At 68.1% G+C, this 22,957-nt stretch carries 20 protein-coding genes and 1 pseudogene; 8 read left to right on the forward strand and 13 right to left on the reverse strand.

The window, feature by feature from the left end; genetic code table 11:
* Positions 1-26: 26 nt before the first annotated feature.
* Both AAHA49_RS10260 and AAHA49_RS10265 read right to left on the reverse strand, forming a co-directional pair.
* Positions 27-932 (reverse strand): glutamate racemase, encoded by a 906-nt coding sequence (locus AAHA49_RS10260; protein ID WP_342038199.1) that lies wholly within the window; start codon positions 930-932, stop codon positions 27-29.
* Positions 929-1,522 (reverse strand): HAD domain-containing protein, encoded by a 594-nt coding sequence (locus AAHA49_RS10265; RefSeq protein ID WP_342038200.1) that lies wholly within the window; start codon positions 1,520-1,522, stop codon positions 929-931. The genes AAHA49_RS10260 and AAHA49_RS10265 overlap by 4 nt, the downstream gene beginning before the upstream one ends.
* Before the next feature lie 123 nt (positions 1,523-1,645).
* Here AAHA49_RS10265 and AAHA49_RS10270 point away from each other — a divergent pair, with 123 nt between their 5' ends.
* A complete protein-coding gene (locus tag AAHA49_RS10270) occupies positions 1,646-2,401 on the forward strand; it encodes a DUF6597 domain-containing transcriptional factor (protein ID WP_342038201.1) in 756 nt (251 codons plus the stop codon).
* A gap of 28 nt (positions 2,402-2,429) precedes the next feature.
* Here AAHA49_RS10270 and AAHA49_RS10275 read toward each other — a convergent pair whose 3' ends face one another.
* Positions 2,430-2,828, reverse strand: a complete 399-nt coding sequence (locus AAHA49_RS10275) for a VOC family protein (RefSeq protein ID WP_342038202.1) — start codon at positions 2,826-2,828, stop codon at positions 2,430-2,432.
* Positions 2,829-2,967: 139 nt separating this feature from the next.
* Positions 2,968-3,381 (reverse strand): acyl-CoA thioesterase, encoded by a 414-nt coding sequence (locus AAHA49_RS10280; protein WP_342038203.1) that lies wholly within the window; start codon positions 3,379-3,381, stop codon positions 2,968-2,970.
* A 76-nt stretch (positions 3,382-3,457) separates the two neighbouring features.
* On the opposite strand from AAHA49_RS10280, the gene AAHA49_RS10285 reads away from it, so the two are divergent.
* Positions 3,458-4,648: a CaiB/BaiF CoA transferase family protein gene (locus AAHA49_RS10285; protein ID WP_342038204.1), complete on the forward strand. Its 1,191-nt coding sequence runs from the start codon at positions 3,458-3,460 to the stop codon at positions 4,646-4,648.
* A 126-nt stretch (positions 4,649-4,774) separates the two neighbouring features.
* Positions 4,775-5,524: an IclR family transcriptional regulator gene (locus tag AAHA49_RS10290; protein ID WP_342038205.1), complete on the forward strand. Its 750-nt coding sequence runs from the start codon at positions 4,775-4,777 to the stop codon at positions 5,522-5,524.
* Positions 5,525-6,048: 524 nt separating this feature from the next.
* On the opposite strand, the pseudogene AAHA49_RS10295 reads toward AAHA49_RS10290, so the two are convergent.
* From AAHA49_RS10295 to AAHA49_RS10305, 3 genes and pseudogenes are all read right to left on the reverse strand, one after another.
* Positions 6,049-6,537: pseudogene (locus AAHA49_RS10295) on the reverse strand (sigma-70 family RNA polymerase sigma factor); the annotation flags it as partial.
* A 76-nt stretch (positions 6,538-6,613) separates the two neighbouring features.
* The gene (locus tag AAHA49_RS10300; RefSeq protein ID WP_342038206.1) at positions 6,614-7,093 is read right to left on the reverse strand and encodes a carboxymuconolactone decarboxylase family protein; all 480 of its coding nucleotides are present in this window, start codon (positions 7,091-7,093) and stop codon (positions 6,614-6,616) included.
* Positions 7,094-7,220: 127 nt separating this feature from the next.
* The gene (locus tag AAHA49_RS10305) at positions 7,221-8,081 is read right to left on the reverse strand and encodes a methylenetetrahydrofolate reductase (RefSeq protein ID WP_342038207.1); all 861 of its coding nucleotides are present in this window, start codon (positions 8,079-8,081) and stop codon (positions 7,221-7,223) included.
* A 256-nt stretch (positions 8,082-8,337) separates the two neighbouring features.
* Between AAHA49_RS10305 and AAHA49_RS10310 the strand changes: the two genes are divergently transcribed.
* A complete protein-coding gene (locus tag AAHA49_RS10310) occupies positions 8,338-9,558 on the forward strand; it encodes a glycine cleavage T C-terminal barrel domain-containing protein (RefSeq protein WP_342038208.1) in 1,221 nt (406 codons plus the stop codon).
* 674 nt (positions 9,559-10,232) lie between these two features.
* Here the strand turns inward: AAHA49_RS10310 and AAHA49_RS10315 are convergent.
* Entirely contained in the window at positions 10,233-11,690 is a 1,458-nt protein-coding gene (locus AAHA49_RS10315; RefSeq protein WP_342038209.1) for an APC family permease, read from the reverse strand.
* A 222-nt stretch (positions 11,691-11,912) separates the two neighbouring features.
* Between AAHA49_RS10315 and AAHA49_RS10320 the strand changes: the two genes are divergently transcribed.
* Together AAHA49_RS10320 and AAHA49_RS10325 are read left to right on the forward strand one after the other, a co-directional pair.
* On the forward strand, positions 11,913-13,208 hold the full coding sequence (locus tag AAHA49_RS10320) for a TrkH family potassium uptake protein (protein ID WP_342038210.1): 1,296 nt from the start codon (positions 11,913-11,915) through the stop codon (positions 13,206-13,208).
* A gap of 98 nt (positions 13,209-13,306) precedes the next feature.
* A complete protein-coding gene (locus AAHA49_RS10325; protein WP_342038211.1) occupies positions 13,307-14,041 on the forward strand; it encodes a potassium channel family protein in 735 nt (244 codons plus the stop codon).
* Positions 14,042-14,114: 73 nt separating this feature from the next.
* Here AAHA49_RS10325 and AAHA49_RS10330 read toward each other — a convergent pair whose 3' ends face one another.
* Entirely contained in the window at positions 14,115-15,029 is a 915-nt protein-coding gene (locus AAHA49_RS10330; protein ID WP_342038212.1) for a hypothetical protein, read from the reverse strand.
* Entirely contained in the window at positions 15,030-16,004 is a 975-nt protein-coding gene (locus AAHA49_RS10335; RefSeq protein WP_342038213.1) for an ABC transporter ATP-binding protein, read from the reverse strand.
* A 163-nt stretch (positions 16,005-16,167) separates the two neighbouring features.
* On the opposite strand from AAHA49_RS10335, the gene AAHA49_RS10340 reads away from it, so the two are divergent.
* On the forward strand, positions 16,168-16,866 hold the full coding sequence (locus AAHA49_RS10340) for a TetR/AcrR family transcriptional regulator (protein WP_342038214.1): 699 nt from the start codon (positions 16,168-16,170) through the stop codon (positions 16,864-16,866).
* 171 nt (positions 16,867-17,037) lie between these two features.
* Here AAHA49_RS10340 and AAHA49_RS10345 read toward each other — a convergent pair whose 3' ends face one another.
* The 3 genes from AAHA49_RS10345 to AAHA49_RS10355 form a co-directional block, all read right to left on the reverse strand.
* The gene (locus tag AAHA49_RS10345) at positions 17,038-17,334 is read right to left on the reverse strand and encodes an antibiotic biosynthesis monooxygenase family protein (RefSeq protein ID WP_137824987.1); all 297 of its coding nucleotides are present in this window, start codon (positions 17,332-17,334) and stop codon (positions 17,038-17,040) included.
* 532 nt (positions 17,335-17,866) lie between these two features.
* Positions 17,867-19,117, reverse strand: coding sequence for a formamidase (gene fmdA / locus AAHA49_RS10350; RefSeq protein WP_342038215.1), 1,251 nt, complete (start codon positions 19,115-19,117; stop codon positions 17,867-17,869).
* A gap of 811 nt (positions 19,118-19,928) precedes the next feature.
* The gene (locus AAHA49_RS10355; RefSeq protein WP_342038216.1) at positions 19,929-21,320 is read right to left on the reverse strand and encodes a site-specific DNA-methyltransferase; all 1,392 of its coding nucleotides are present in this window, start codon (positions 21,318-21,320) and stop codon (positions 19,929-19,931) included.
* Between the two features lie 36 nt (positions 21,321-21,356).
* On the opposite strand from AAHA49_RS10355, the gene AAHA49_RS10360 reads away from it, so the two are divergent.
* The gene (locus AAHA49_RS10360; RefSeq protein WP_342038217.1) at positions 21,357-22,838 is read left to right on the forward strand and encodes an FAD-dependent oxidoreductase; all 1,482 of its coding nucleotides are present in this window, start codon (positions 21,357-21,359) and stop codon (positions 22,836-22,838) included.
* The last annotated feature ends 119 nt before the right edge of the window (positions 22,839-22,957 follow it).

Below are 22,957 nucleotides of genomic sequence, written 5' to 3' on the forward strand. Positions count from 1 at the left end.
AATGCTCGGCCGATTGCCGAGCTTCCTCAAGACTCTGTGCGCTCCCGGGCAGACTCCGCGCGCTCCCGGGCGAGGAGGCGACGCCCCGCAGGGTAGGCGGCGAGGGATTCGGGGAGCCGGACCCGACGTCCGGAGGCGAAGGTCGCAATGATCTCGCCGAGGCGGTCCTCGGTCCCAGCCGAGCCCGCAGCCCCAGCCGAGCCCGCAGTCCCCCCACCGCCGGATGCCGCAGTCCCAGCATCGCCGGCTGCCGCAGTGTCTGCAGTCGGTGCTGCCGTGACCGGGTCGAGGCCGATGCGCCGCAGGGTCTGCTTCGCGACGGGGACGGGTGAGTCGAAGAGCGTGATCGCGCCCGCCCGGGCCGCGGTGATGCGGTCGGCGACGAGGCCGTAGTGCGTGCACCCGAGGACGATCGTCTCCATGCCCGGATCCATCTGCGCGAGCGCCGCGTCGATCGCTGTGTCGATCGTGTCCACATCGGCTGAGTTGATCGCCTCGGCGAGCCCCGTGCAGGCGACCTGGGCGACGGAGAGGTCGCCGGCGAAGGTGTCGATGAGGGTCTGCTGGTAGGCGCTGCCGGTCGTGGCCGGGGTCGCCCAGATCGCGAAGTCCTGTCCCGTTCCGGCCGCCATCTTCACCGCCGGCACCGTGCCGATGACGGGGATGTCCGGTTCGTAGCGGGCGCGCACTGCCTCAAGGGCCTGCACCGAGGCGGTGTTGCAGGCGATGACGATCGCGTCGGGCTCCCATTCGGCGAGCATCGCCGCCGAGTTCAGCGCCCGCTCCTCGAGCGCCTGCGCACTGAGACTGCCGTAGGGGGTGTAGTCGGGGTCCATCGCGAGCACGAGATCCGCGTGCGGGGCGAGGTGGAAGAGGGCGTCGGCTGTGCCGAGGAGACCGAGGCCCGAGTCGAGGAGTCCGATTCTCGTCATGCCTCGTCCTCCTGCTGTGCCGTACCCTGCCGGGGGTGCGCGAACTCCCTGATCTCCTTGAGATGCGCACGGGTGAGTCCGTGGGCGAAGTCGGGGGCGATGATCTTCAACCGCTCAGCCGAGTACTTCTCTGCGAAGTACTGCCTGGTCACCGGGGCTTGGAGGTCGTCGTCGATCCACACCGCGCGCTGGTGCCCGTGCGAATCGAGCCAGTCCTCCATGGCCCTGGCCTTCCACCACAGCTGCGGGTCGTTGGCGTAGCGGTTGTGGGTGTCGTCGGGCATCTCGATGACGTCGAAGGAGTTGCGCAGACCGAACTTCGGTTCGAGCTCCGTCTTGCACCGCTGCGACCACGTCGAGAGCCACACGACGTCGACCTCGTGGGTCTCGACGAGGCGGTCGAAGAATTCGACGACGGAGGGACGGTAGTGGAGTTCGTAGTCCCAGGCCTGCAGCTTCTTCCGCCCTTCGGTCATGAGCCGCAGTTGCGGGACGGGGTAGGAGTTGAGGACGCCGTCGACGTCGAGGAAGACGGTGACGTGGCGTGCCTGCCGACGCGCCGAGACCGGCGACGAGGATGCAGCTGCCATCGTTCCTTCCAGATTGCGGCCTGCGGCCGGCGGCGACCCAATAGTCTGAGGGCAGGTCGACGGTCGATCACTGATGAGTTCGATCCCAGAATACCGGTCGAAGCTGAGGGAGATCAGGCCGCCATGTATCGGGAGCTGAGCATTCCCCGGCTCCACGCCTCCCTGTGGATCTCGGAGCCCGACCTCGACGTGCCCGCTGCTGGGTCCCCGGAGTCCGGGACACCCCGGGTCATCGTCCCCGACGGCTGCATGGATCTCATCGTCATGGGTTCGACCGCGGTCATCGCCGGAGCCGATTCGACGGCGCGGACGATCACGACCGGTCCCGGCCGGGCCGTGGGTCTGCGCTTCGACCCCGGCGTCCTCCCGCAGCTGCTGAGGACATCGGCGGCCGAGCTCGCGAACCAGGTCACCCCCATCGCCGAGGTCGTCACCGCAGTTCCGTCGTTCCTCCTCGGCGGGAGTGCCGGTGACGATGCGCGGGAACTCCTCGACCTCGCCGAGGCGCTCGCCTCCCGCACGGACATCGACGGCCGTCCCCTGGCGCTCGCCCGGGCCCTCGCGCAGCCCCGGGTCCCGGCAGGGTCCCAGCGGCTCGCGGGTTCCGCTGCGTTCGCGGGTCGTCCGGTGTTCGTTGGTTCAGGCGCAGGGTCGATCGCCGAGGTGGCCGCCGACTTCGCGTATTCCCCGCGGCACCTGCGGCGGCTGTCCGCCGACTGGTTCGGCTACGGTCCGAAGCATCTCGCGAAGATCCTCCGGTGGCGCAGTGCCCGCGAGCTCATCGCCGCAGGTCACACGCGCGCCACGGCGGCGGCGCTGGCCGGGTATGCCGATGCCGCGCACCTGTGGCGCGACGAGCGGGCTCTGCTCGGACGGTGAGCCGAGCACCACTCGAAACCTGTGTCGTTCAGCCGAGTGCGGCGAAGAGGTCGACGGTGTTCCCGTCGGGGTCGGCGATGACGGCGTAGCGCTGACCCCAGAACGCATCCCACGGCTCCTTGACCGCTGCTGCCACAGGATCCCCTCCCGACCCGCCGGTGAGCTGGGCGAAGGTCGCATCGACCGCCTCGGCGGAGGAGCAGTCGAAGGCCAGGGACATCCTGTGTCCGCCGGTCGGCCGTGTCCACTCGGGGTCGATGCTCAGCATCACCGCCTCGGTGTCGAGGAGGACGCGGATGGTGCCCGTCGAGAACTCCGTGTGCGGTGCGTCGGGGCCGCCGTCGACGAGCTCGAGTCCGAGCGCGGAGTAGAAGGTGACGGCCTGGGCCATGTCTGCTGTGACGATCGAGATCGCATCGAGTTTCATGACCACCACACTAGGGCGGTGCGGCGAACCAGGCATGAACGAATCGGCCATGTTCCAAGGATGACGTTCGAGAAGCATGACGCTCGGGAAGCACACTGAGGGGACGCTCGGACTGCGCGCCCGCCTCGGCGGGGTGGGTCTACTCGGTCAGTCCGTCCTCGATGGCGAGGTAGGGCGCGAAGACGGCGCGGATCTCATCGGTGAGCGGAGTCGGACGTCCGGTCTGCCGGTCGATGTGGACGAGGACGACGTCGGAGTCGATGACCATCCGACCGTTCTGCTCGCCGACCGTGTTGACCGTGAACGACGAGGTGCCGATTCGGGCGACGGTCACCGTGAGCTTGAGTTCGGGACCGTACATGACGGGGACGAGGTAGTCGATCGACTGATGGGCGACGAGGAGGCCGCCGCCGGTGATGTGCGTGGCCTTCTCCTCGTGGAGCCAGCGCACGCGGCACTCCTCGATGAGGGTGATCATGCGGGCGTTGTTGACATGCCCGAGCAGGTCCTGATCGGACCAACGCACCTCGGGAGAGTACTCGAATGTCTTCACGGCCGCGCTGCCTCCATTGTCGAAACTGATCGAACGTTCTACAGTAAATCAGGATCGGTCGAGGAAAGGGAAATCCATGACGACGGAGACGACGAGAGTCCTCGACGGGGTGCGGGTCCTCGACCTCGGCGGCATCGGGCCGGGCCCGTTCGCCTCGATGATGCTCGCCGACCTCGGCGCCGAGGTGATCCGCCTCGACCCGCCCGCAGGCACCGGCACACCGATGAACCCCGTGCTCGATCGCGGGAAGAAATCGGTGACCGCCGACCTCAAGAGCGCGGAGGGCATCGCCCTCGCCCGCGCGATCGCGGCCCGTTCCGACATCGTCATCGAGGGCTTCCGCCCCGGCACGACCGAGCGCCTCGGACTCGGACCCGCTGACCTCCACGCACTCAACCCGGCACTCGTCTACGGGCGCATCACCGGCTACGGGCAGGACGGGCCGAAGGCGCAGAAGGCCGGACACGATCTCGGCTACATCGCCTCGACCGGACTCCTCGCCCAGCTCGGTCGCGCGGGCGGACCGCCGCAGTTCCCGGCCAACCTCCTCGGCGACTTCGGCGGCGGGGGCATGCTCCTCGTCGTCGGCGTCCTCGCCGCCCTCACCGGCGCGCGTGAGACCGGGACCGGCACGGTCGTCGATGCGGCGATGGTCGACGGCGCCAATCTCCTCTATGCGATGATGCACGGCTTCGCGGCGATGGGTCTGTGGCATCATGACGCTCCCGGCCGGAACCTCCTCGACTCCGGCGCTCCGTTCTACGACGTCTACCCGACCGCCGATGGCCGGTACGTCTCGGTCGCCGCGATCGAAGCGCCGTTCTTCGCCGAGTTCGTCCGCGCCCTCGACCTCGAGGACGGCCTGCCCGAACCGCTGCGGACCCTCGACCATTGGCAGCCCCAGCACTGGCCGGCGCTGCGCGCGCTCATCGCACCGGCGATCGCCGCCAGGACGCAGGCTGAGCTTGCCCAGCTCTTCGCCGGCCGTGACGCGTGCGTCGAACCCGTGCTCTCGATGGCCGAGGCGAAGACCGACCCGCACAATACGGCCCGCGGTCTCTTCACCGCCGACGCCGACGGCATCGACCAGCCGACCCCGGCCCCGCGATTCGCCCCGGCCGGGGGGTTCGTCCCGGCGACGGGCGAGAGGTCAGGGGGAATGGGAACGCCGCGACCGCCTCGGCGAGCACCGCTCATCGGCGACGACACCGCCGCGGTTATCGCGGAACTCGGGCTCGACCAGACCGCCGAACCGGACAACGGATAACGATCGTGACACCGGATAACGATCGTGACGACGCCGGGTCGGGCGGGACGGGGTGTGCGGTAGGGTGAGTGGCGCCGGATCGCCGCAGGTGGGACGGCCGACCTTTCCCCGATGGAGCTGAGCAGTATGAGCAATGGGACCCAGTCGATCGACCGGGCGGCACAGATCCTGTCGCTCGTCGTCAGGGCCGACGACCCGATCTCTTACACCGAGGTCGTCGAGGCCACCGATCTGGCCCGCTCGACCGTCTCCCGGCTGCTGTCCGCGCTCGAACGCAACGGACTCGTCGAACGCAACGGCGAGGGCCTCTACCGCGGCGGCTCGCTCTTCGCCACCTACGCCTCCCGCTTCGACCGGGTCGAGACCCTCGTCGCCGCCGCCGACCCGATCCTCCAGCGCGTGAGCGAGGAGACCGGGGAGACCGTCAACCTCGCCGTGCCGAGCTCGAACGCCGTCGTCCAGGTCGCGCAGGTCGACTCGACCTTCGTCCTCGGGGCGACGAACTGGGTCGACGTCACGGTCCCCTCCCACGCCTCGGCGCTGGGGAAGGTGATGTACGCCTTCGGCGCGATCCCCGTGCCCACCGGCCGCCTCGAACGCCTGACCCCGCGCACGCTCGGATCGCGCAAAGAGCTCATGACCGACCTCGCCGAGGTGCGCGACCGCGGGTTCGCCGTCGTCCACGAGGAGTTCGAACCGGGCCTCGACGCGCTCGCCGCCCCCGTGTTCGGCACAGACGACCAGGTCGTCGCGGCCGTCGGCATCTCCGGACCGACGATGCGCATCGCGGAGAACCACGCCCGGTTCGGCGAGCTCCTCGTCGCCGAGTCCGGTCTGCTCTCCCGCAGCCTCAAACGCAAGGTGAGCACGCGGTAGGACGGGGTTCGGTTGGGTGGTCGGGTGCCTCCCGCCGAAGTGGTGCTCGCCTCGCCGAAGAGGCCGTTCACACTCCGCGCACGTGGCCGACCCTTGCCGAGGCGGCCGTTCACACTCCGCGCAGGTGGCCGAGCTCCGAGCTTGTCCGGATTGTTCACCTGCCGCAGGCCCCTGATGAGGCCGTCGGAACCGAGTTCGATCTCGAGCACGCGGGTGTCGCCGTCACGGCGGACGGCGAGTGCGATCCCGCCGTTGACCTCGAGGGTCTCCGCCATGTGCCGGCCGTCGAGGTCCTCGGGTGTGAGGACTCCGGCGAGGAAGCGCACGATCTTCTCGGCGCCGAAGATCGGATTGACCGCGCTCGCCACCTTCCCTCCGCCGTCGCTCCAGTAGACCGCGTCGTCGGCGAGCAGTGCCCGCAGCGTCGCCTCGAGGTCGGCGCTGTGGATGGCGTCGACGAGACGCTCCAAGGCTCTCGGGTCCGCGGGCGCGGAGACCTCACGGTCGAGGTCGAGGCGGCGGGTGGCCCGGGAGATCAGCTGCCGGACAGCGGCCGGGGACTTGCCGAGGATGCGGCCGATCTCCTCGGCGGGCATATCGAAGGCCCGGGCGAGCACGAGGGCCGCACGCGATTCGGGGCTGAGCTGCTCGGCGAGGTGGAGCACGGTGAGGGAGAGGAGTTCGCGGTTGGCCACGGCCTCCTCGGGGAGGGCATCGGTGGCGACGGGCTCGGGCAGCCACGGACCCGGGTAGTCCTCCTTGATGCTCGCGAGATGGCGGGCGCGGTCGATGGACTTCCGCACGCCCACCGTCGTCAGCCATGCCGGCCACGACCGCACCTGACCGGACTCGCGTTCGGCGACGACGGCAGCCATGCCCACCTCGGAGACGACGTCTTCGGCATGGCCGACGTCGCCGAGCATCCGATACGCGATGCCGAAGAGGCGGCCGCGGCTCTCCTCCCAGGCCACGGTCGCCGGAGTCCTGGTCTCGGTGGTGTCCACGGACATCATTCTGGACCACCTCGGCGGGAGATCGCAGTCGATCGGGGGATCTCTGTGGATAGGAGGATCACTGGGGCCCGGGGGATCACTGGGATTCGCCCGGTTCCTGCGATGGGTCGGAGGCGGTCTCGACGACGGGAACGGTCTCGGTGGAGATCGCGAGCCGGTTCCACACGTTGATCGTCGAGATGGCCATGAGGAGATCGCCGAGGGCCTCGGCGTCGAAGTGCGCGGCGACGCCGTCCCAGATCTCGTCGGTGACGCTGTCGGGGCCGATCTTCGTCACCGCGTCGGTGAGGGCGAAGACGCTGCGTTCGCGTTCGTCGAAGAGGGCGCCGGTGTGCTCCCAGGCGGCGACCCCGGCGATCCTGCGCAGAGGCATGCCCATGGCGGCGAGGTCGGTCGAGTGCATGTCGACGCAGAAGCCGCAGCCGTTGACGATCGAGGCGCGCAGCTTGATGAGGTCGTAGAGTTCGGCGCCGAGCGCCTCCCGGCAGTACGTGTCCATGCGCGCGACTGCGGCGTATGCCTTCTTGTTCACCTGGTCGAGGCTGATGCGGGTCATGGGGGTCCTCTCATGTCTGACATGCCCCGGAAATCGTTCCGGTCGCGGGCGCGCGGATGCGCCCGTCATTGTGTCGGATGACGGGCGCGGAGTGTGACAGGCGGGACGGGTCGGCCGGGCTGACCGCTCAGGACACCACCGAGGTGGGGTCGGGGTCGCCGAGGAGCTCGAGCTGCTTGCGCCGCCACGCCTCGGTGTCCTTGACCTGGTTGAACGTGTAGATGTGGAGGCCGCCGATGCCCATGTACGGATCGTCGAGGACGGGGGAGAGGCGGTCGAGGAACTTCCTGGGGTTGTAGCCGCCGGGCTTGGCCATGCGGGTGAAGGTGGCGGTGTTCTTCCGCAGGAACCGGGTCGATTCGCCGACGCCGATCTTCGCCGCGACCTTGGCGAGCTTGGCGAGCTCGACCTTGCCGGCGATGCCGAGGATGAGCGGGAGTTCGATGCCGCGGGCGCGGACGCGGGCGAGCCACGTGCTCACGATCCCCGGGTCGAAGCAGAGGTTGGAGACGATCTGGGTCGCGTAGTCGCGTTTGTCCCACATGGCCTGGACGGTGACGTCGTCGGGGATGATGGGGTGCGATTCGGGATAGGCGCTCACCCCGATCTGCGTGATCGGCGGGGCCATGGAGGTGAGATCGACGAGGAGGTCGAGGGCACCGGCATATCCGCCGGCCGGGGGAGTGGCGTCGCCGGCGGGGACGAAGATCGTGTCGATCCCGGCGTGTCCGAGGCGATCGAGGATCTCTTCGAGTTCGGTTCGTCCCTGCACCATGCGGGCAGCGATGTGGGGGACGGCCGTGTATCCGAGGGCTTGGAGCTGCTCGGCGGTGGAGAGGGTCGCTTCGAGGCTGAGTCCCGTCGACGCGGTGACGGTGATGGTCCTACCTGGGACGACGTGCTCGCTGATGCGATCGACGATGCCGGCCGTCGGTAGGACTTCGTAGCGTGCGGTCTTGAGCAGAGTGCGGAGTGCAGAGGCAGACAACGGTGTCTCCTTCCGGCAAGGAGCTTTGTGGTGAGGATCTGCGGGGATCCTCCGGCCGAAATTCTCAGCCGTATGTCCTTGCGTCTCGTGTGCCGTCGATTCTACACTCAAATCACCCATAATATGGGAATTGAGTTCCATAATATAAAACTGTGTATGCAGGGGGAACACCATGGACAATAACGTTCCATCCGTTGATCAGAGCGACAGAGGCGTCCCGATCAACCTGAGACAGTCCGGCCCGACCCCAGTGGAAATGCTCATCGACACCCGGGTGCGCAAGTCCCCGTACTGGGAGCTGTCCATGCAGCAGGGCTGCTGGAGGGCCTCGATCTACAACCGCATGTACCACCCGCGCGGCTACATCCCCCGTGAAGAGGGCGGGATGATGGCCGAGTATCAGCCGCTCGTCAACGACGTCACCCTGTGGAACGTCGCCGTCGAACGGCAGATCCAGGTCAAGGGTCCCGACGCCGAGGCGTTCGTCAACTACGTCATCACCCGTGACGCGACGAAGATCCCGGTGATGCGCGCCCGCTACGTCATCCTGTGCAACGAGGCAGGCGGGATCCTCAACGACCCGATTCTCCTGCGTGTCGCGATCGACGAGTTCTGGTTCAGCCTCTCCGACACCGATCTCATGCTCTGGCTCCAGGGAGTCAACGTCGGCAAGAAGTTCGACGTCACCATCCAGGAGATCGATGTCGCGCCGGTGCAGGTCCAGGGACCGAAGTCCGTCGACGTCATCGCTGATCTGGTCGGTGAGGAGGCGCGCGAACTGCCGAGCTACGGGCTCATGGACGCCCAGGTCGGCGGCCGTGACGTCATCATCTCCCAAACCGGGTTCACCGGGGAGAAGGGCTACGAGATCTACCTCAAGGATGCGACGAAGTACGCCGAGGACATGTGGAACGCCGTGCTCGCCGCGGGCGTCCCCTACAACCTCCGGGTCGTCGCCCCCAGCCACCACAGGCGGATCGCCGCGGGCATCCTCTCCTGGGGTCAGGACATGGACTTCGAGACGCTGCCGTTCCAGGTCAACCTCGGCTATCAGGTGCCGCGGAAGAAGGAGGCCGACTACATCGGCAAGGAGCGGCTCGAGGAGGTGCGGGCGCAGCTCGAGGCCGGCAACCCGCCGTACAAGACGCAGCTCGTCGGGCTCGTCCTCGGCGGCAGGCCGATCACCGACTACGCGCCGGACTTCTGGCTGGTCAGCGACACCCCCGAGGGTGAGGCCGTCGGGTATGTGACCTCGCCGTGGTACTCCCCGGAGCTCGAGTCGAACATCGCGATGGCTCATGTGCCCGTCGCACAGGCTGAGCTCGGCACCGAGTTCTGGGTGCACCTGCCCGAACCGTACGCGGACACCCCGGGTGTCCCGGTGCGCGCCGAGGTGGTCGAGATGCCGTTCCGTCCGAGCGTCAACCCCAACCAGCGTGAACGCCTCAAGGTGAAGGGCCTCGACGCGGCGATCTGAGACATCCGAGCCGTCTCAGGCGTCTCAGTCGTCTGAGCAGGCGGTCCTCTGATCCGGGCGCGGTCACTGTGCGAGAAGCCGGTGGCCGCGTTCGCCTGTCCGGACGCACCTGGACTCACTCACCCACCTACCTCGCCGAAGAACGTGGACAGCACACCCGACCTCGGCGGCCGACCCGGACAGCACTCCACACCCTTAGCGCGAGAAACCACCCGGAGCACGACAACCTCGGTTGCGCTCCGCATCTCCTACACTCCGCTCCACACACCACCCGTGCAAAGGTGGTTTTTGCCGCGAACCCTGAGGGTTAGGATCTCACTCCTCCACGTCGCGTCTGCGAGCCGCGCAGCACTTCCGCCACGCGGTGCTCTTCGGTTACGCGCGGGCCACCGTCACGGGCCTCCGTGGTGCACGTGTGCCTCGGCGACGGACGCCACGCCTCGGCGGCGGACGCTACATCACACCTCCTGCGCGAGAAACCACCTGGAGCACGACAACCTCGGTGGCGCTTCGCATCTCCTACACAGAGCTGCACACACCACCCGTGCACAGGTGGTGTGTGCCACGAACCATGAAGGTTAGGGAGCGCGCCCGAGACCACGTCCCGCCGCCGACCCGAACCGCGGACCCGACGTGCCACGAGAGCTCACGTTCCGCCCCGGAACCCGCCAAACTCACCGGCGCTGGGACCGCGCCTTGACCTTGGCCAGGAGCTCCGCCTCGGCGTTGGGGCCGGCCTTGACCCCACCGGGCAGGCGGAGCATGAAGATGACGCCGACGATGAGCCAGGCGGCGAACATCGCCCACGACTGCCAGGCCAGCTGCGCGGAGAACGGGGTGATCGGGATGTAGAGGATGAAGAGGACGAGGGTGAGGACGGCGGCGATGACGCCGATGACCATGCCGCCGTTGCCGGCACCGCCGATGCGCAGGGGACGGGCCATGTCGGGCTCGTTCTTCCGCAGGACGATGAACGCGATGCTCACGAGGAAGTAGGCGATGACGATCGCCGGGGACCCGGCATCGACGATCCAGCCGAGGGCCGCCGCGCCGAGGAACGGTGCGAGCGCGGAGAGAATGCCGATGAAGATGATCGAGTTGACCGGGGTGCGGTACTTCGGGTGGAGCTTGCCGAACCACGCGGGGATCATTCCGGCCACGGCCATCGCCCACATCAGCCGCGAGGAGCCCATGAGGAACGCGTTCCACGAGGTGATGATGCCGGCCAGACCGCCGGCGATGACGATCTTTCCCCACACGGGCGAGCCGAACATCGCCGCGAGCGCATCCGCAGTGACGAGGTCGTGGCTGGTCAGCTCCGAGGCGGGGATCGCGAGCGAGGTCATCCAGATGATGACGATGTAGAACACGATCGCCATGAGCACGGAGACGACGACGAGTTTGCCGATCTTCTTCGCCGGCAGTTTGATCTCCTCGGCCGACTGCGGGATGACGTCGAAGCCGACGAAGAGGAACGGGACGACCGCGACGACGCCGATGAACCCGGCCGCACCGCCGGTGAAGAGGGGTTCCGTGTTCGCGGGGTCACCGCCGACGAGCCCGCCGGTGAGCAGAAGGAGGGCGACGATGATGAGGAACGAGACGACGAAGGTCTGGACGAGGGAGGCCAGGCGCACACCGCGGATGTTGATCCAGGCGATGACGATCGCAGTGACCGTGCCGATGAGCGCCCACGTGAGGTAGACGTCGGTGTCGGCGATCGTCCACAGCTTGATGTACTCGAGATCCGGGAAGAGGTAGAGCGCGGTCCGCGGCACGGCGACCGCCTCGAACATGACGACGCTGATGTAGCCGCCGGTGATCGCCCACGACCCGAACAGCGAGATCTTCGGTCCCATCGCCCGGATGAGGTAGTTGTGCTCGCCGCCGGCGTGGGGCATGGCGGCGACGAGTTCGGAGTAGACGGTGCCGACGAAGCACATGATGATGCCGCCGACGGCGAACGCGAGGATCGCCCCCAGGGTTCCCGCCCCGGTCAGCCATTCCCCGGTGAGGACGACCCAGCCGAAGCCGATCATCGCGCCGAAGCCGATGAACAGGGCGTCGACGGTGCCCAGTGCCTTGACGAAGCCGTGGCCTCTGTCGTCCGTCTCTGCGTGCTGAGTGCTCATGGCGCCTCCCTCATCGTGTGCTGCTGACCCCGCCGAGGTGGCAGGCCGTTCCCGCGGAGGCGGTCGTTCGTGTCCCTTGCCGTTCCCCGTGGGTACATGCACAGTAACAGGATTCTGAGAGTTTACTTGGCGGTAGTTGAGGCATTTCGGGGTACGACGATGTCGGGTGCTAGATTTCCCTCTGTGCACAGCACACATCGAAATGCGATCGTCCGGGTGGTGATGGGATACCTGACGGCGTTGGTCGTCGGGACCGGTCTGCTCATGACCCCCGCCGCGACCGTGGCGCCGGGCGGGATCTCACTGCTGTCCGGACTCTTCACAGCCACCTCGGCGCTCAGCGTCACCGGCCTCGTCGTCCTCGACACCGGCCAGGACTTCACGTTCTTCGGTCAGATCGTCATCGTCTGCCTCATCCAGGTCGGCGGTCTCGGCGTCCTCCTGCTCACCACCCTGCTCGCCCTCGTCGTCGCCGGACGTGCCGGCCTGCGGCTGCGCCAGTCCGTGGCGTCTGAGACGAAGAGCTCGGGCATCGGCGGGATCAAGCCGATGGTCCTGCGCATCATCGGACTGACCCTGACCACCGAGGCGGTCGTCGCGGTCCTCCTCTACCTGCGGTTCCGGTTCTTCTACGGCGATCCGGTCGGGGAGGCCGTGTGGAGCGCGATCTTCCACGCGATCTCCGCCTTCAACAACGCCGGGTTCGGACTCAACAGGGACAGTCTCATGGCCTATGTCGCCGACCCGTTCGTGTGCGGGCCGATCGCGATCGCCGTCATCCTCGGCGGGCTGGGCTACCCCGTGCTCATCGAGCTCTTCCGCAAGTACCGCTTCCCGCTCACCTGGTCGATGACGACCCGCGCGGTCGTCGTCGTCACCCCCCTCCTCCTGCTCGGCGGCACCGTCTTCATCGCCGCGATCGAATGGTCCAACCCGGCGACCCTCGGCGCACTGGACTGGTGGGGACGGATCCAGGCGGCGGCGTTCCAGTCGACGATCACCCGCACCGCCGGCTTCAACTCGATCGACATCTCGGCGATGCACCCGGCGTCGTGGTTCGGCATGGACATTCTCATGTTCATCGGCGGCGGCCCGGCGGGCACCGCGGGCGGGGTGAAGATCACGACCTTCGTCGTCCTCGCCGCGATGACGTGGACCGAGGTCAGCGGCGGCCGCGCGGTCAACCTCTTCGGACGGCGGGTCTCCCGGTCGGTGCACCGTCAGGCGACGACGGTCATCGTCCTCGCCCTCGGCCTCATCGTCGCAGCGACGATGGCGATCATGCTCAACGCCCCCGAGCTGCGCTTCGACCGGATCCTCTTCGAGGTCGTCTCCGCGTTCGGCACCGTCGGGCTTTCGACCGGAATCACCGCGCAGCTGCCGGCGTTCAGCCAGGTCGTCCTCATCATCACGATGATCTTCGGTCGCCTCGGACCCGTCACCGTCGCCTCGGCGCTGGCCCTGCGCTCACGACCCATCCGCTACGAACTGCCCAAGGAGCGCCCGCTCATCGGCTGACCGGGCCCGCCAGGACACCTGTGCATCGCAGGCTCCCACCCCGGCCTCCACGAAACGTCACCCACCACGAAACGTCGTTCCAATGAAAGGACATCGAGATGAATGAGAGATCCTGGCTCGCCCGCCCGGCCGCCTTCTTCGCCGGCGATGCCAAGCCGATGGCCGAAGCCGGTGCCGTCGCCGTCATCGGGCTCGGCCGGTTCGGCGGTTCGCTCGCGGTCGAACTCGCCAAACACGGCGTCGACGTCATCGGCATCGACAGCGACGAGGCCGTCGTCGCCGAGTACTCGGACAAGCTCGCCCATGTCTCCCGAGCCGATGCCACCGACGAGGTGGTGCTGCGTCAGCTCGGCATCGACGACGTCAGCCGGGTGGTCATCGCGATCGGCAGCGACCTCGAAGCGAGCATCCTCGTCGCCTCCCGCATCCTCAAGCTCGGCAACCGGCACATCTGGGCGAAGGCGATCAGCGAGACGCACGCGGAGATCCTTCACCAGCTCGGCATCCGCAACGTCGTCCGCCCCGAGAACGACATGGGCCGTAGGCTCGCCCACCTCATCCGCGGACACATCTCCGACTTCCTGCCCATCGACGAGGACTTCGTGCTCGCCCGCACGACCCCGCCTGTCCGGGTCTCCGACGTGCCGCTGGCCTCCCTCGGCGTGCGCGCCGCGTACGGCGTGACGATCGTCGCCGTCAAACGCGCCGGCGGGTCGACGTGGGACATCGCCGACCGGGACATGACGCTCTACGCCGACGACGAGATCCTCATCGCCGGCCACCCCCGCGAGGTCGAGGCCTTCAGCGAACTCGATAAGGACACCGAAGGCTGAGGCCGAGCCCGGGTTCGAGCTGAGGCTTCGTCCCCGGTCACGGCCGGACTCGCCGAGGTGGTGTCGGCTCCCCTCAGAAGTCACGCGAGCGCAGCCGCCATACGGCAAACACCCACCCCAGCACGATCCACGCCGCAATGACGATCACCGCCGGCAGGAACCCGAGGAACTCGGCAGAGCCGGGCTCTGCAGCTCCGCTGATCGAATGGATCGCGGCGAGGGGAAGGAACGGCTGGACCGCCTCGGCGATACCGGTCGGCAGCCACGATGCCAGGGTCGAGGCGATGATGAGTCCGAGCGCCGCGAGCAGGCCGGCCGCCAGCGAACCGAATCCGAACGCGATGACCACGGCGAGAACGGCGAAGGCGACCGGCATGAGAGCGCTGCCGAACAGCAGACGGAGATGATCAGACGCCGTCGCCGCGGAAAGGGCCGACGACCATGAGGCATCGGTCAGGGCGGCAGCCAGGCACACCGCGACCACGCTGACGGCGAGGGTCGTGAGCAGTGCGGTGAGGCCGGCGAAGGCAGCGACGAGCGTTGCCTTCGCGGTGATGATCACCGACCGTCGCGGCAAGCGGATGAGAGCATCGGTGATCGCTCCGCTACGGAACTCGACGCCGACGAACCATGCGGCGAAGACGATGAGGACAATGGCGGCGGCATCGAGACCGAGCACACTGGCAGAGAGGACGTCGTCCACCTCGGCGGCGGAGATCGGAACACCCCGGGTGACGGGAAAGCTGAGGATGAGCACGGCGGAAGCCACCACCCCGAAGGCCAATGCCGCACCGGCGAAGCGCCGAGGCGCGCGCAGGGTAAGGAGCTTGATCCACTCGGCGGCAAGGACATCACGCAGACGCCCCGCGGGCAGGGGTGAACCGGAAACCGACCGATGCGCACTGCGGCGGTCGGGTGCGGGGTTGCTGACGGGTGGAGCGTCGCGCTCGGGAGCGTCGGCGGCCCGGGACCGGGGTCGGATCGGCATTCAGTTGTCCTTCGTTTCGGGAGCCGCGTGTGCCGCAGGGTCGGCGTTCGTCGCGGGCTCAGCGTGCGCCCCGGGCTCGGCGTTCGTCGCAGGCGTCGGGGTGCGGGTGAGCTCGAGGAAGACGTCCTCGAGACCGGGTTCGAGCGTGCGCAGTTCGTCGAGGTCGACGCCGAGGCGAACGCTGTCGCGGTAGACGTCGCGGGCGAGAGCTCCGGTGATGAGGGCCGTCGTCCTCCCGGTCGTGACCGTTCGCCCGGTTGCCCGCTGGCTCTGAACGAGCGGTGCCAGGTGCGGTCCGGTCACGGACACCCCGGTCTGCGACTGAGCGCGCAGTTCGTCCAAGGAGAGATCGGCGACGAGGCGGCCTGAACGGATGATGATCACGTGGTCGGCGGTGAGCGCCATCTCGGTCAGCAGGTGACTGGAGAAGAAGACCGTACGGCCCCGGGCGGCGAAGTCGCGGAGGAACGTCCGCAGCCACGTGATGCCTTCGGGATCGAGCCCGTTGAGTGGTTCGTCGAGGATGAGCACGGCGGGGTCCGAGACGATGGCGGCCGCGACCCCGAGGCGCTGCCGCATGCCGAGCGAGAGGTGGGCGATGCGCTGCCCGCGGGACACACTCAGCCCCACCTGCTCGAGCACCTCGTCGATCCGCTTCCGGCGCATGGCCGGTGCGATCCCCGACAGGCGCACGATCCAGTCGAGGTGGCCTGCGACGGTGAGGTCGGGAAGCATCCGTTCGGTGGTGAGCAGCGAACCGGCGACGGCAGCCGGGGTGCGGTGCGCCGCCAGCGGTCGACCGCCGACGAGGGCCGTCCCGGAGTCCGGTGCGATCAGTCCGAGGATCATCTGCAGGGTCGTCGACTTGCCTGCACCGGTGGGTCCGAGGAATCCGGTGACGTGACCGGGGCGGACGTCGAAGGTGAGAGCGTCGACGACGCGTGTGCGCCCGAAGCTCTTTGTCAGTCCGCGCACACGGATGCCCGGTTCCGGTTCGATCTGTCGCGGCCTGGCTGGATCAGGGGCGTGGGCCGGTCCGCGCGTCGACCGACTATTTTGCGATACGTTCATACTGCAATCGTGAGGCAAGTTGATCGTATTGTAAAGATGCAAGTCGATCGTATTGTAAAATTTCCGCATGCCGAAGATCGTCGACCATGCAGCCCGCCGTGCGGAGATCGTCCACGGACTGTGGCTGGTCATCTACACACGAGGCATCGACTCGGTCACCTTCAGATCAGTGGCCGAGTCGGCCGGTATCTCGATCGGTCGCGTCCAGCACTACTTCTCCTCGCGGGAGGAGCTCGTCCTCGAGGGCTGTCGGCAGCTCGTCGCGGGAGCGGAGCTCGACGATGAGGCGGGGGGTCCGAGCGAGGACGCCGATCCGGTGGCCGCGCTGCGGGACTTCCTTCACGCCTTCATCCCCGAAGGCGAGGCCATGCGGATGGGAGCATCCGTGTGGTTCACCTACATCGCCAAGGCCGTCGGAGACGCGAACATCGCCGAGGTCGTCGTCGACAACGACCACAAAACGGCAGAAGCTGCGAGAAGGCGAGTGAGGGCAGTCAGTGATGCAGTCGACTCGTCTGAGTCGGCTCCCTCATCCGGGCTGACCCCCTCATCAGGTTCCTCGGACAGTCGCGGAGACGACGCCTCCGCACCGGAGGTGTCTTCCGGCCGATCAGCCCGGGACATCGATGTCGCAGCTCGGGTCGTTGCTTTGGCGAAGGGGCTGGCTCAGGACGTCATGCTCGAGTCCCGGTCGCCGGAGTCCGCCTATCGCATCCTTGACGACGAAGTGAGCCGAATCGTCGCTGACGCAGCCGCGGGCAGCTGACCCTCCCCGGATACGAGTGCCGGCGACCGAGCAGGTGCTCGGTCGCCGGAGATGCGCAGTTGTCGCGAAGCGGTCCGAACCTACTGGAATTGGCCGGATGCAGCCGCCTCGGTCATTGCCGCACAGGCGCTGCCCGCGGCGATGTCGTCGTCGGGCGAAGTCGATGAACGTTCAGTCGCCGAGGTCGACGACCTCGAACTCGAGGAGCTCGGCACCCGTCGACACTGGCTCCTTGCCGGTCGACTCGTGCGAGGACTGACGGTTGGCCTTCCAGTTCTCGAAGTCCTCCTTCGTCGCCCACTGCGTGTAGACGAAGTAGCGGTCGCCACCGGCGGTGGGGCGCAGCAGCTGGAACCCTTCGAAGCCCGGGGCGTTGTCGACGGAGTGCTTGCGCGCGGCGAAGCGCTTCTCGAGCTCGGGACCGGCGTTCTCGGGGACGGTGAGGGTGTTGATGGCGACGACCGACATGTCTTCTCCTTGGGTGATCGAGGGTGTGCCTGTTGTCCCCTCCGACACTACGACCGCACCCTGGACCGGAGCTGGGCTGTCCGGATGCGATCGCGCGGCGTCTCGCCGCTGGCCAGCGACGGGCGATGTGTGCTGAGGCGCCGGGTCAGGCCGACGCCCGGTCGCTGACTCGACGCCCGGGCGAGAGCTGGACGCTCAGTGACGATTTCGGCGCCACGAATCGACACCCAGCGTCCTTTACTCGCCGGGTGCCCGAGGGCGTGTCTGGCTTCGCACTCAGCGTCCTTTACACGCCGGGTGTCCGGAGTCGCGCCGACGTTCGTGCGCTTTCGGGGTGCGGAGTTTCACAGGCGCCGGGGTCAGGGCGTAACCGGGCCGCTGACTCGACGCTCGGGCGAGAATTGGACGCTGAGTGACGATTTCCGGGCGTCGAATCGACACTCGGCGTCCTTTACACGCCGGGTGTCCGGAGTCGCGAGCGCCGTCGCCCCGCCGCCGACCCCGCCCCGCCGCCGTGGCCCCGCCGCGCACCTCAGAACGTCGAGTGCGGCGCCCCCTGCCCGGGGTCGATCTGCACGGGACCGCCGGGGCCGGGCGTGACGTCGAAGTCGAACATCGCGGTGGGCAGGTAGACCGTCGCGCACGAGTTCGGGATGTCGACGACTCCGGAGAACCTGCCCTCGATCGGGGCGGCCCCGAGCAGCAGATACGCCTGCTCGGGGCTGTAGCCGAACTTCGTGAGGTAGTCGATCGCATGGAGGCACGCCCGCTGGTAGGCCAGCTGCGAGTCGAGGTAGCGCTGCTCGCCGTCGAGAGTGACCGAGGTGCCGGAGAACGCCAGCCACTCCGAGTACTGCGGGTCCGTGTTGCCCGGCTGGAAGATCGCGTTCTCGCTCACCCCGTACGTGTCCATGCCGCCCTTGATGAGGTCCACGCGGAAGTCGATGAAACCGCCCATCTCGATGGCGCCGCAGAAGGTGATCTCCCCGTCGCCCTGGCTGAAGTGGAGGTCGCCGACGGAGAAGTTCGCCCCGTCGACGAACACCGGATAGAACACCCGAGTGCCCTTCGTGAGGTTCTTGATGTCCTGGTTTCCGCCGTTCTCCCGCGGGGGAGCGGTGCGAGCCCCCTCCTCGGCGACCCGGTCGAAGTCCTCACCGCTCAGCGACCCGAGGATCGCACCGTTGGGCTCCGGGGGCAGCGCGAGCGGGGGTTCGCGGTCGGGGTCGGTGGCGATGAGCGCGGCCTCACGGGTGTTCCACGTTCCGAGCAGGTCCGCACTCGGTGCAGTGCCCATGAGTCCGGGGTGGACGATGCCGGTGAACGAGACCCCTGGGACGTGGCGCGAGGTCGCGGTCCCGCCGCTGAAGTCCCAGATCGCCTTGTACGCATCGGGGAACTGGTCGACGAGGAACGACCCGCCGTTCTCCTTCGCGAAGATACCCGTGTATCCCCAGCCCTGACCGGCCAGCGGACCCTCCTCCTGCGGGATCGGGCCGACGTCGAGGATGTCGACGATGAGCAGGTCACCGGGCTTCGCGCCTTCGACGGATACCGGTCCCGAGAGCGCGTGGACGATGTCGACGGGAGCGTCGCGGACGTCGTCGGCACTGTCGTCGTTCTTGATGAAGCCGTCGAACCATTCGCGGCAGTCCATGCGGAACGTGTCACCGGGCTTGACGTGGACGGCTGCGGGGATGTCCGGATGCCACCGGTTGTGGCCGACGATCTTCTGGTCGGTGAACGGTTTGGTCGAATCGAGCGGGAAGACGACGTCGGGCATGGCACTTCCTTTCCTCGGATCGGCCCCGGACGAGGCCGATGGCGGTGGCGGTTCAGATGGTGCGGGTGGAGCTTCACATGGTGCGGTTCGCAGGCACTGACTCCCTGCGGTGGTGCTTTCGCCGAGGCGGGTCCCAGTCGGACGGCGTCGGGCGTCTGGAATGTCTGCCCGAGATTCGCGCGTGGGCGATCGGGCCGGTCGCGGCGTCGGTGCCGTCAAGTTCGCGGCAACTTGGCGTGCCGGGGATCCCGACTGACCTTCTGCCGCCGGCGGCTCGCCCCTGGAACGCGGGAGACGACCGCGGGAGTCTCCGCCGACCGTTCGGTCGTATCGATGAGCCGGGCTGCAGGAGAGCCACCAACGCCGAGGTGGGGTGAGGCGACCACGGACCGGGCAGGCTCCTGGCAGCCGGGGCAATGGATGGAGTCGGGTTTCGCCGCCATGGTGAAGGCCCGCTCGGTGTCGCCGCAGTCGTCGCAGCGGAAAAGGTAGGTCGGCACTGCATCACCCCTGTCATCAGCACATGCGTATGCGTGCATTCTTACAGTGCGACGTGGTCCGCGGAAGACTTCGGAGAAGATTGCCCGCCGAGGCGGTCGTGCCTTCCGAGTGGGATTCTGGACTCTGAGTGCCGATTCTGCGGCCGGAAACCGTCACTCAGCGTCCAGGATTCGCGGGATGAGGCCGAACTCGCGGGGTGGGACCGAACTCGCGGGGTGATCAAGCGCAGGAGCCTCAGTTCGCAGGGTGAACGGTGGCCGCAGGCATTCGGCCTCAGTTCTCGTCGCGCGTGAGAGCTTGCGCAGGAGCCTCAGGTTTTGGTGCGCGTCGGCGCCTCCGCAACAGCGGCCTCCGCGACGGTGACCTCGGTGAAGGTCAGGCCGGGGGCGAGTTCGTCGGCGGCGCGGCGGATGCGCTCGGCGGTGAGCTCACTGATCGTCGTGAACTCCCCGCGACCCGACCCGGCAGCCCCGGACGTTGCTCCAGCGTCGGTACTCGCCGCGCTGGCACTACCACCCCCGCGCCCCGCGCCCCCGCGCGAACCGCGCAGCGTCTCCGGGGTCTGGACGAGGACGAACGACCGCTTCCCCTCGTCCCGCCGGTTCGCTGCCATGACAGCCTGCGCGGTCGTCCCGGAGCCGGCGAAGAAGTCGAGGACGATCGCGTTCGGGTCGAAGAACGTCTGCGCCGTGATGAGCGTCTTGACCAGCTCGACGGGCTTCGGATACCCGAACACCCCGCCCAGCCCCAGGTCCTCGAGATCGTTCTGCCCGCCGAGCGCCTTGATGATCGAATAGAGCTTCGAGCTCGCCTTCTCATACGGCGTCACCCGCACCACCGCGTGCTTGCCCGGACCCCACGGCCGCAGGATGAACTCGCCCGAGGCGAGCTTCGCATCCACCTCGGCGAGCTTCTTCTCCCCCTTGACCGAGACGATGTCCTCGTACATCAGCCGTCGCTCTGACCCGCGTTCATAGCGGCCGAAGCTCGTGCGCAGGACGTCGGTCTCGACGAGCATCTTCCGCCCATCGATGACCTCGACCTTCGCCGGTGCCTTCTTCTCCGTCAGGAACGTCCCCGCGGACCGGGCGTCCTTGCCCCACACGTGGATGTAGTCGTGCCCGCGGACGAACGACGGCGAATTGCCCCCGCCCTTCGCCCGCTGATGGATGAGGGTGCCGAGCGAATTCGCCTCACCGAAGATCTCGTGCCCGAGCAGCTGCGCCCACGCGCTCTCCCCGTCGTCGAGGTGGAGGTAGAGCACCCCGTCATCGCGCATGAGCTCCCGGGCGAGCACGAGTCTGGGTGCCATGAAGCTCAGCCACGAATCGTGATCGTGGCCGTCGTCCTTGTACGCGTGCGCATTGCCCGTGTTGTACGGCGGATCGATGTAGACGACCTTGACCCGCCCCCGATGCGTGGCCAGCAGCGATTGCAGCGCGGGCAGATTGTCTCCGACGATGAGGAGGTTCTCGTCCAGGTCCGGCACGACGGTCCGCAGTCCGCTGGTTCCGTCCCTCCCCTCGCCGAGGCGGTCCGTCGTAACCGAGGAGCGGCCGTCCGCGCTCGCGGAACCGGCCCCCGCCGCACCCGAGGAGCCTCCCCTTGCGGCAGACAGGAATCCGGACCCCGCCGTCCGGCTGAGCTCTCGTCCGAGGGTGAGCGACTTCTCCTTGCCGGGCCAGCTCAGAGCCGTCGCCATCTTCTCCAACTCCTCTGACGATGCCAAGATTGCCCTATGAGTATTTCACGAGTGGCAGTCGTCGGCGCAGGCATCATCGGTGTGGCTCTCGCCCGCGAGATCACCCGTCAGCTCCCCGACGCAGAGGTCACGGTCTTCGAACGCGGCCGAACCGTCGGCAACGCCCAGACCGGGCACACCGCAGGCATCGTCCACGCCGGATTGGACGAAGAACCGGGCAGTCTCGAGGCCACACTCGCCCGCCGTGGCGTCGAACTCCTCATCCCGTATCTCGCCGAGGCGGGTCTGCCCTACCGCGAATGCGGGCAGCTCGTCGTCGCCCAGGACACCGACGAGGTCGACCGCCTCGAGCAGCTTGCCTCCCGGGCCGAGAAGAACGGGGTACCCGGTGTCCGCCTCGTCGACCGGGCCCGAATGGAGGAGATCGAACCGGGCGTGCGAGGCGTCCAGGCCCTCTACTCCCCGCACACCGCGATCACCGACTACTCCGCCCTCGCCGAGGCGCTCGCCGCCGAGGTCCGCGACGCCGGGGGCCGCTTCCGCTTCTCCACCGAGGTCACCGGCATCGACACGCTGAGCAGCGAGGTCCGCCTCCGCACCCGACCGGTCACCGCCAAGGACGACGGCGCGGGGGAGGGCAGCGAATCGGGGTACTCCACCGAGATCGTCGTCGGTCCCGACGGCGAGGCCCACGACCGTCCGCGGACCTACCGCGGTGAGGATCCCGAACCCGCCGCGGAACCTTCGGAGAAGAGCAGTCTGGGCGGTCGCCTCGGCGATGAGCTGCGCACCCGGTTCGGCGACAAGGACTGGTTCAAGCAGGCCGAAGAGCGCATCGACGGCTGGAACTCGGAACGGAAGTCGACATCCGCCGAGGTCGACGCCGGGACCTTCGACCTCGTCCTCGTCGCCGCGGGTCTCCAATCCGACCGGCTGGCGACCGCGACCGGTCTCTCCGCCGACCCCAGAATCGTGCCTCTGACCAGCACGTATTCGCAGCTGCGTGCCCCCGCCGCCGAGGCGGTCCACGGCATCATCTCCTCCGTTCCCGACCCGGGTGAGCCGTTCGAGGAGACCGTGCTCGCGCGCACCGTCTCAGGTGCCCTGCTGCTCGGCCCGACGACTCATCTCGCGCTCGGTCGCGGCGAGGGATCGGTCGGCGACATCGACTTCGGTGACCTCGGGGCCTCGTTCGGCTTCTCCGGGTTCTGGAAGTTCGCGAAGCGCAACGCCCGCGCGGCCGCCGAGGGCGTCCGGTCGGCGACGAGCACCTCGGCGTTCGTCGAACGGCTCAAACGCTACGCCCCCGACCTCGACACCGCGGGAATGACGACGGGCCCACGCGGGGTCGGAGCGCTGGCGATCGATGACAAGGGCGAACTCGTCACGGGTCTCGTCGTCTCCGCTCGCGGCAGGCTCACCCAGGTGAGGTCCGTGCCGAAGGCGGGAGCCACCTCGGCGCTGGCGATCGCCGAACACGTCGTCGCATCGGCCCTGAAGTCCGCGGGACGCCGCTGAGGCAGCGGCGAACCGCACACACCGCCGCCGGCACACCCGGCCTTTCCCCGGCGCAGACCTCGATCCCGCCGTCGGCGCTGGCTCCGGCGCTGTCAACTGAGCCGGCACACCCGACCCTG

The organism is Brevibacterium ammoniilyticum (genome assembly GCF_038429965.1).
In the GTDB taxonomy this organism is placed as follows: Bacteria; Actinomycetota; Actinomycetes; order Actinomycetales; family Brevibacteriaceae; genus Brevibacterium; species Brevibacterium ammoniilyticum.

Excerpts from the sequence above, each read along its gene's own strand:
- AAHA49_RS10325 (WP_342038211.1), top strand. The coding sequence starts at position 13,307 with ATGAATGAGAGATCCTGGCTCGCCCGCCCGGCCGCCTTCTTCGCCGGC.
- AAHA49_RS10360 (WP_342038217.1), top strand. The coding sequence starts at position 21,357 with ATGAGTATTTCACGAGTGGCAGTCGTCGGCGCAGGCATCATCGGTGTG.
- AAHA49_RS10300 (WP_342038206.1), bottom strand. The coding sequence starts at position 7,093 with ATGACCCGCATCAGCCTCGACCAGGTGAACAAGAAGGCATACGCCGCA.
- AAHA49_RS10320 (WP_342038210.1), top strand. The coding sequence starts at position 11,913 with ATGGGATACCTGACGGCGTTGGTCGTCGGGACCGGTCTGCTCATGACC.
- AAHA49_RS10270 (WP_342038201.1), top strand. The coding sequence starts at position 1,646 with ATGTATCGGGAGCTGAGCATTCCCCGGCTCCACGCCTCCCTGTGGATC.
- AAHA49_RS10285 (WP_342038204.1), top strand. The coding sequence starts at position 3,458 with ATGACGACGGAGACGACGAGAGTCCTCGACGGGGTGCGGGTCCTCGAC.
- AAHA49_RS10355 (WP_342038216.1), bottom strand. The coding sequence starts at position 21,320 with ATGGCGACGGCTCTGAGCTGGCCCGGCAAGGAGAAGTCGCTCACCCTC.
- AAHA49_RS10345 (WP_137824987.1), bottom strand. The coding sequence starts at position 17,334 with ATGTCGGTCGTCGCCATCAACACCCTCACCGTCCCCGAGAACGCCGGT.
- AAHA49_RS10290 (WP_342038205.1), top strand. The coding sequence starts at position 4,775 with ATGAGCAATGGGACCCAGTCGATCGACCGGGCGGCACAGATCCTGTCG.
- AAHA49_RS10340 (WP_342038214.1), top strand. The coding sequence starts at position 16,168 with ATGCCGAAGATCGTCGACCATGCAGCCCGCCGTGCGGAGATCGTCCAC.
- AAHA49_RS10265 (WP_342038200.1), bottom strand. The coding sequence starts at position 1,522 with ATGGCAGCTGCATCCTCGTCGCCGGTCTCGGCGCGTCGGCAGGCACGC.
- AAHA49_RS10260 (WP_342038199.1), bottom strand. The coding sequence starts at position 932 with ATGACGAGAATCGGACTCCTCGACTCGGGCCTCGGTCTCCTCGGCACA.
- AAHA49_RS10315 (WP_342038209.1), bottom strand. The coding sequence starts at position 11,690 with ATGAGCACTCAGCACGCAGAGACGGACGACAGAGGCCACGGCTTCGTC.
- AAHA49_RS10275 (WP_342038202.1), bottom strand. The coding sequence starts at position 2,828 with ATGAAACTCGATGCGATCTCGATCGTCACAGCAGACATGGCCCAGGCC.
- AAHA49_RS10330 (WP_342038212.1), bottom strand. The coding sequence starts at position 15,029 with ATGCCGATCCGACCCCGGTCCCGGGCCGCCGACGCTCCCGAGCGCGAC.
- AAHA49_RS10310 (WP_342038208.1), top strand. The coding sequence starts at position 8,338 with ATGCTCATCGACACCCGGGTGCGCAAGTCCCCGTACTGGGAGCTGTCC.
- fmdA (WP_342038215.1), bottom strand. The coding sequence starts at position 19,117 with ATGCCCGACGTCGTCTTCCCGCTCGATTCGACCAAACCGTTCACCGAC.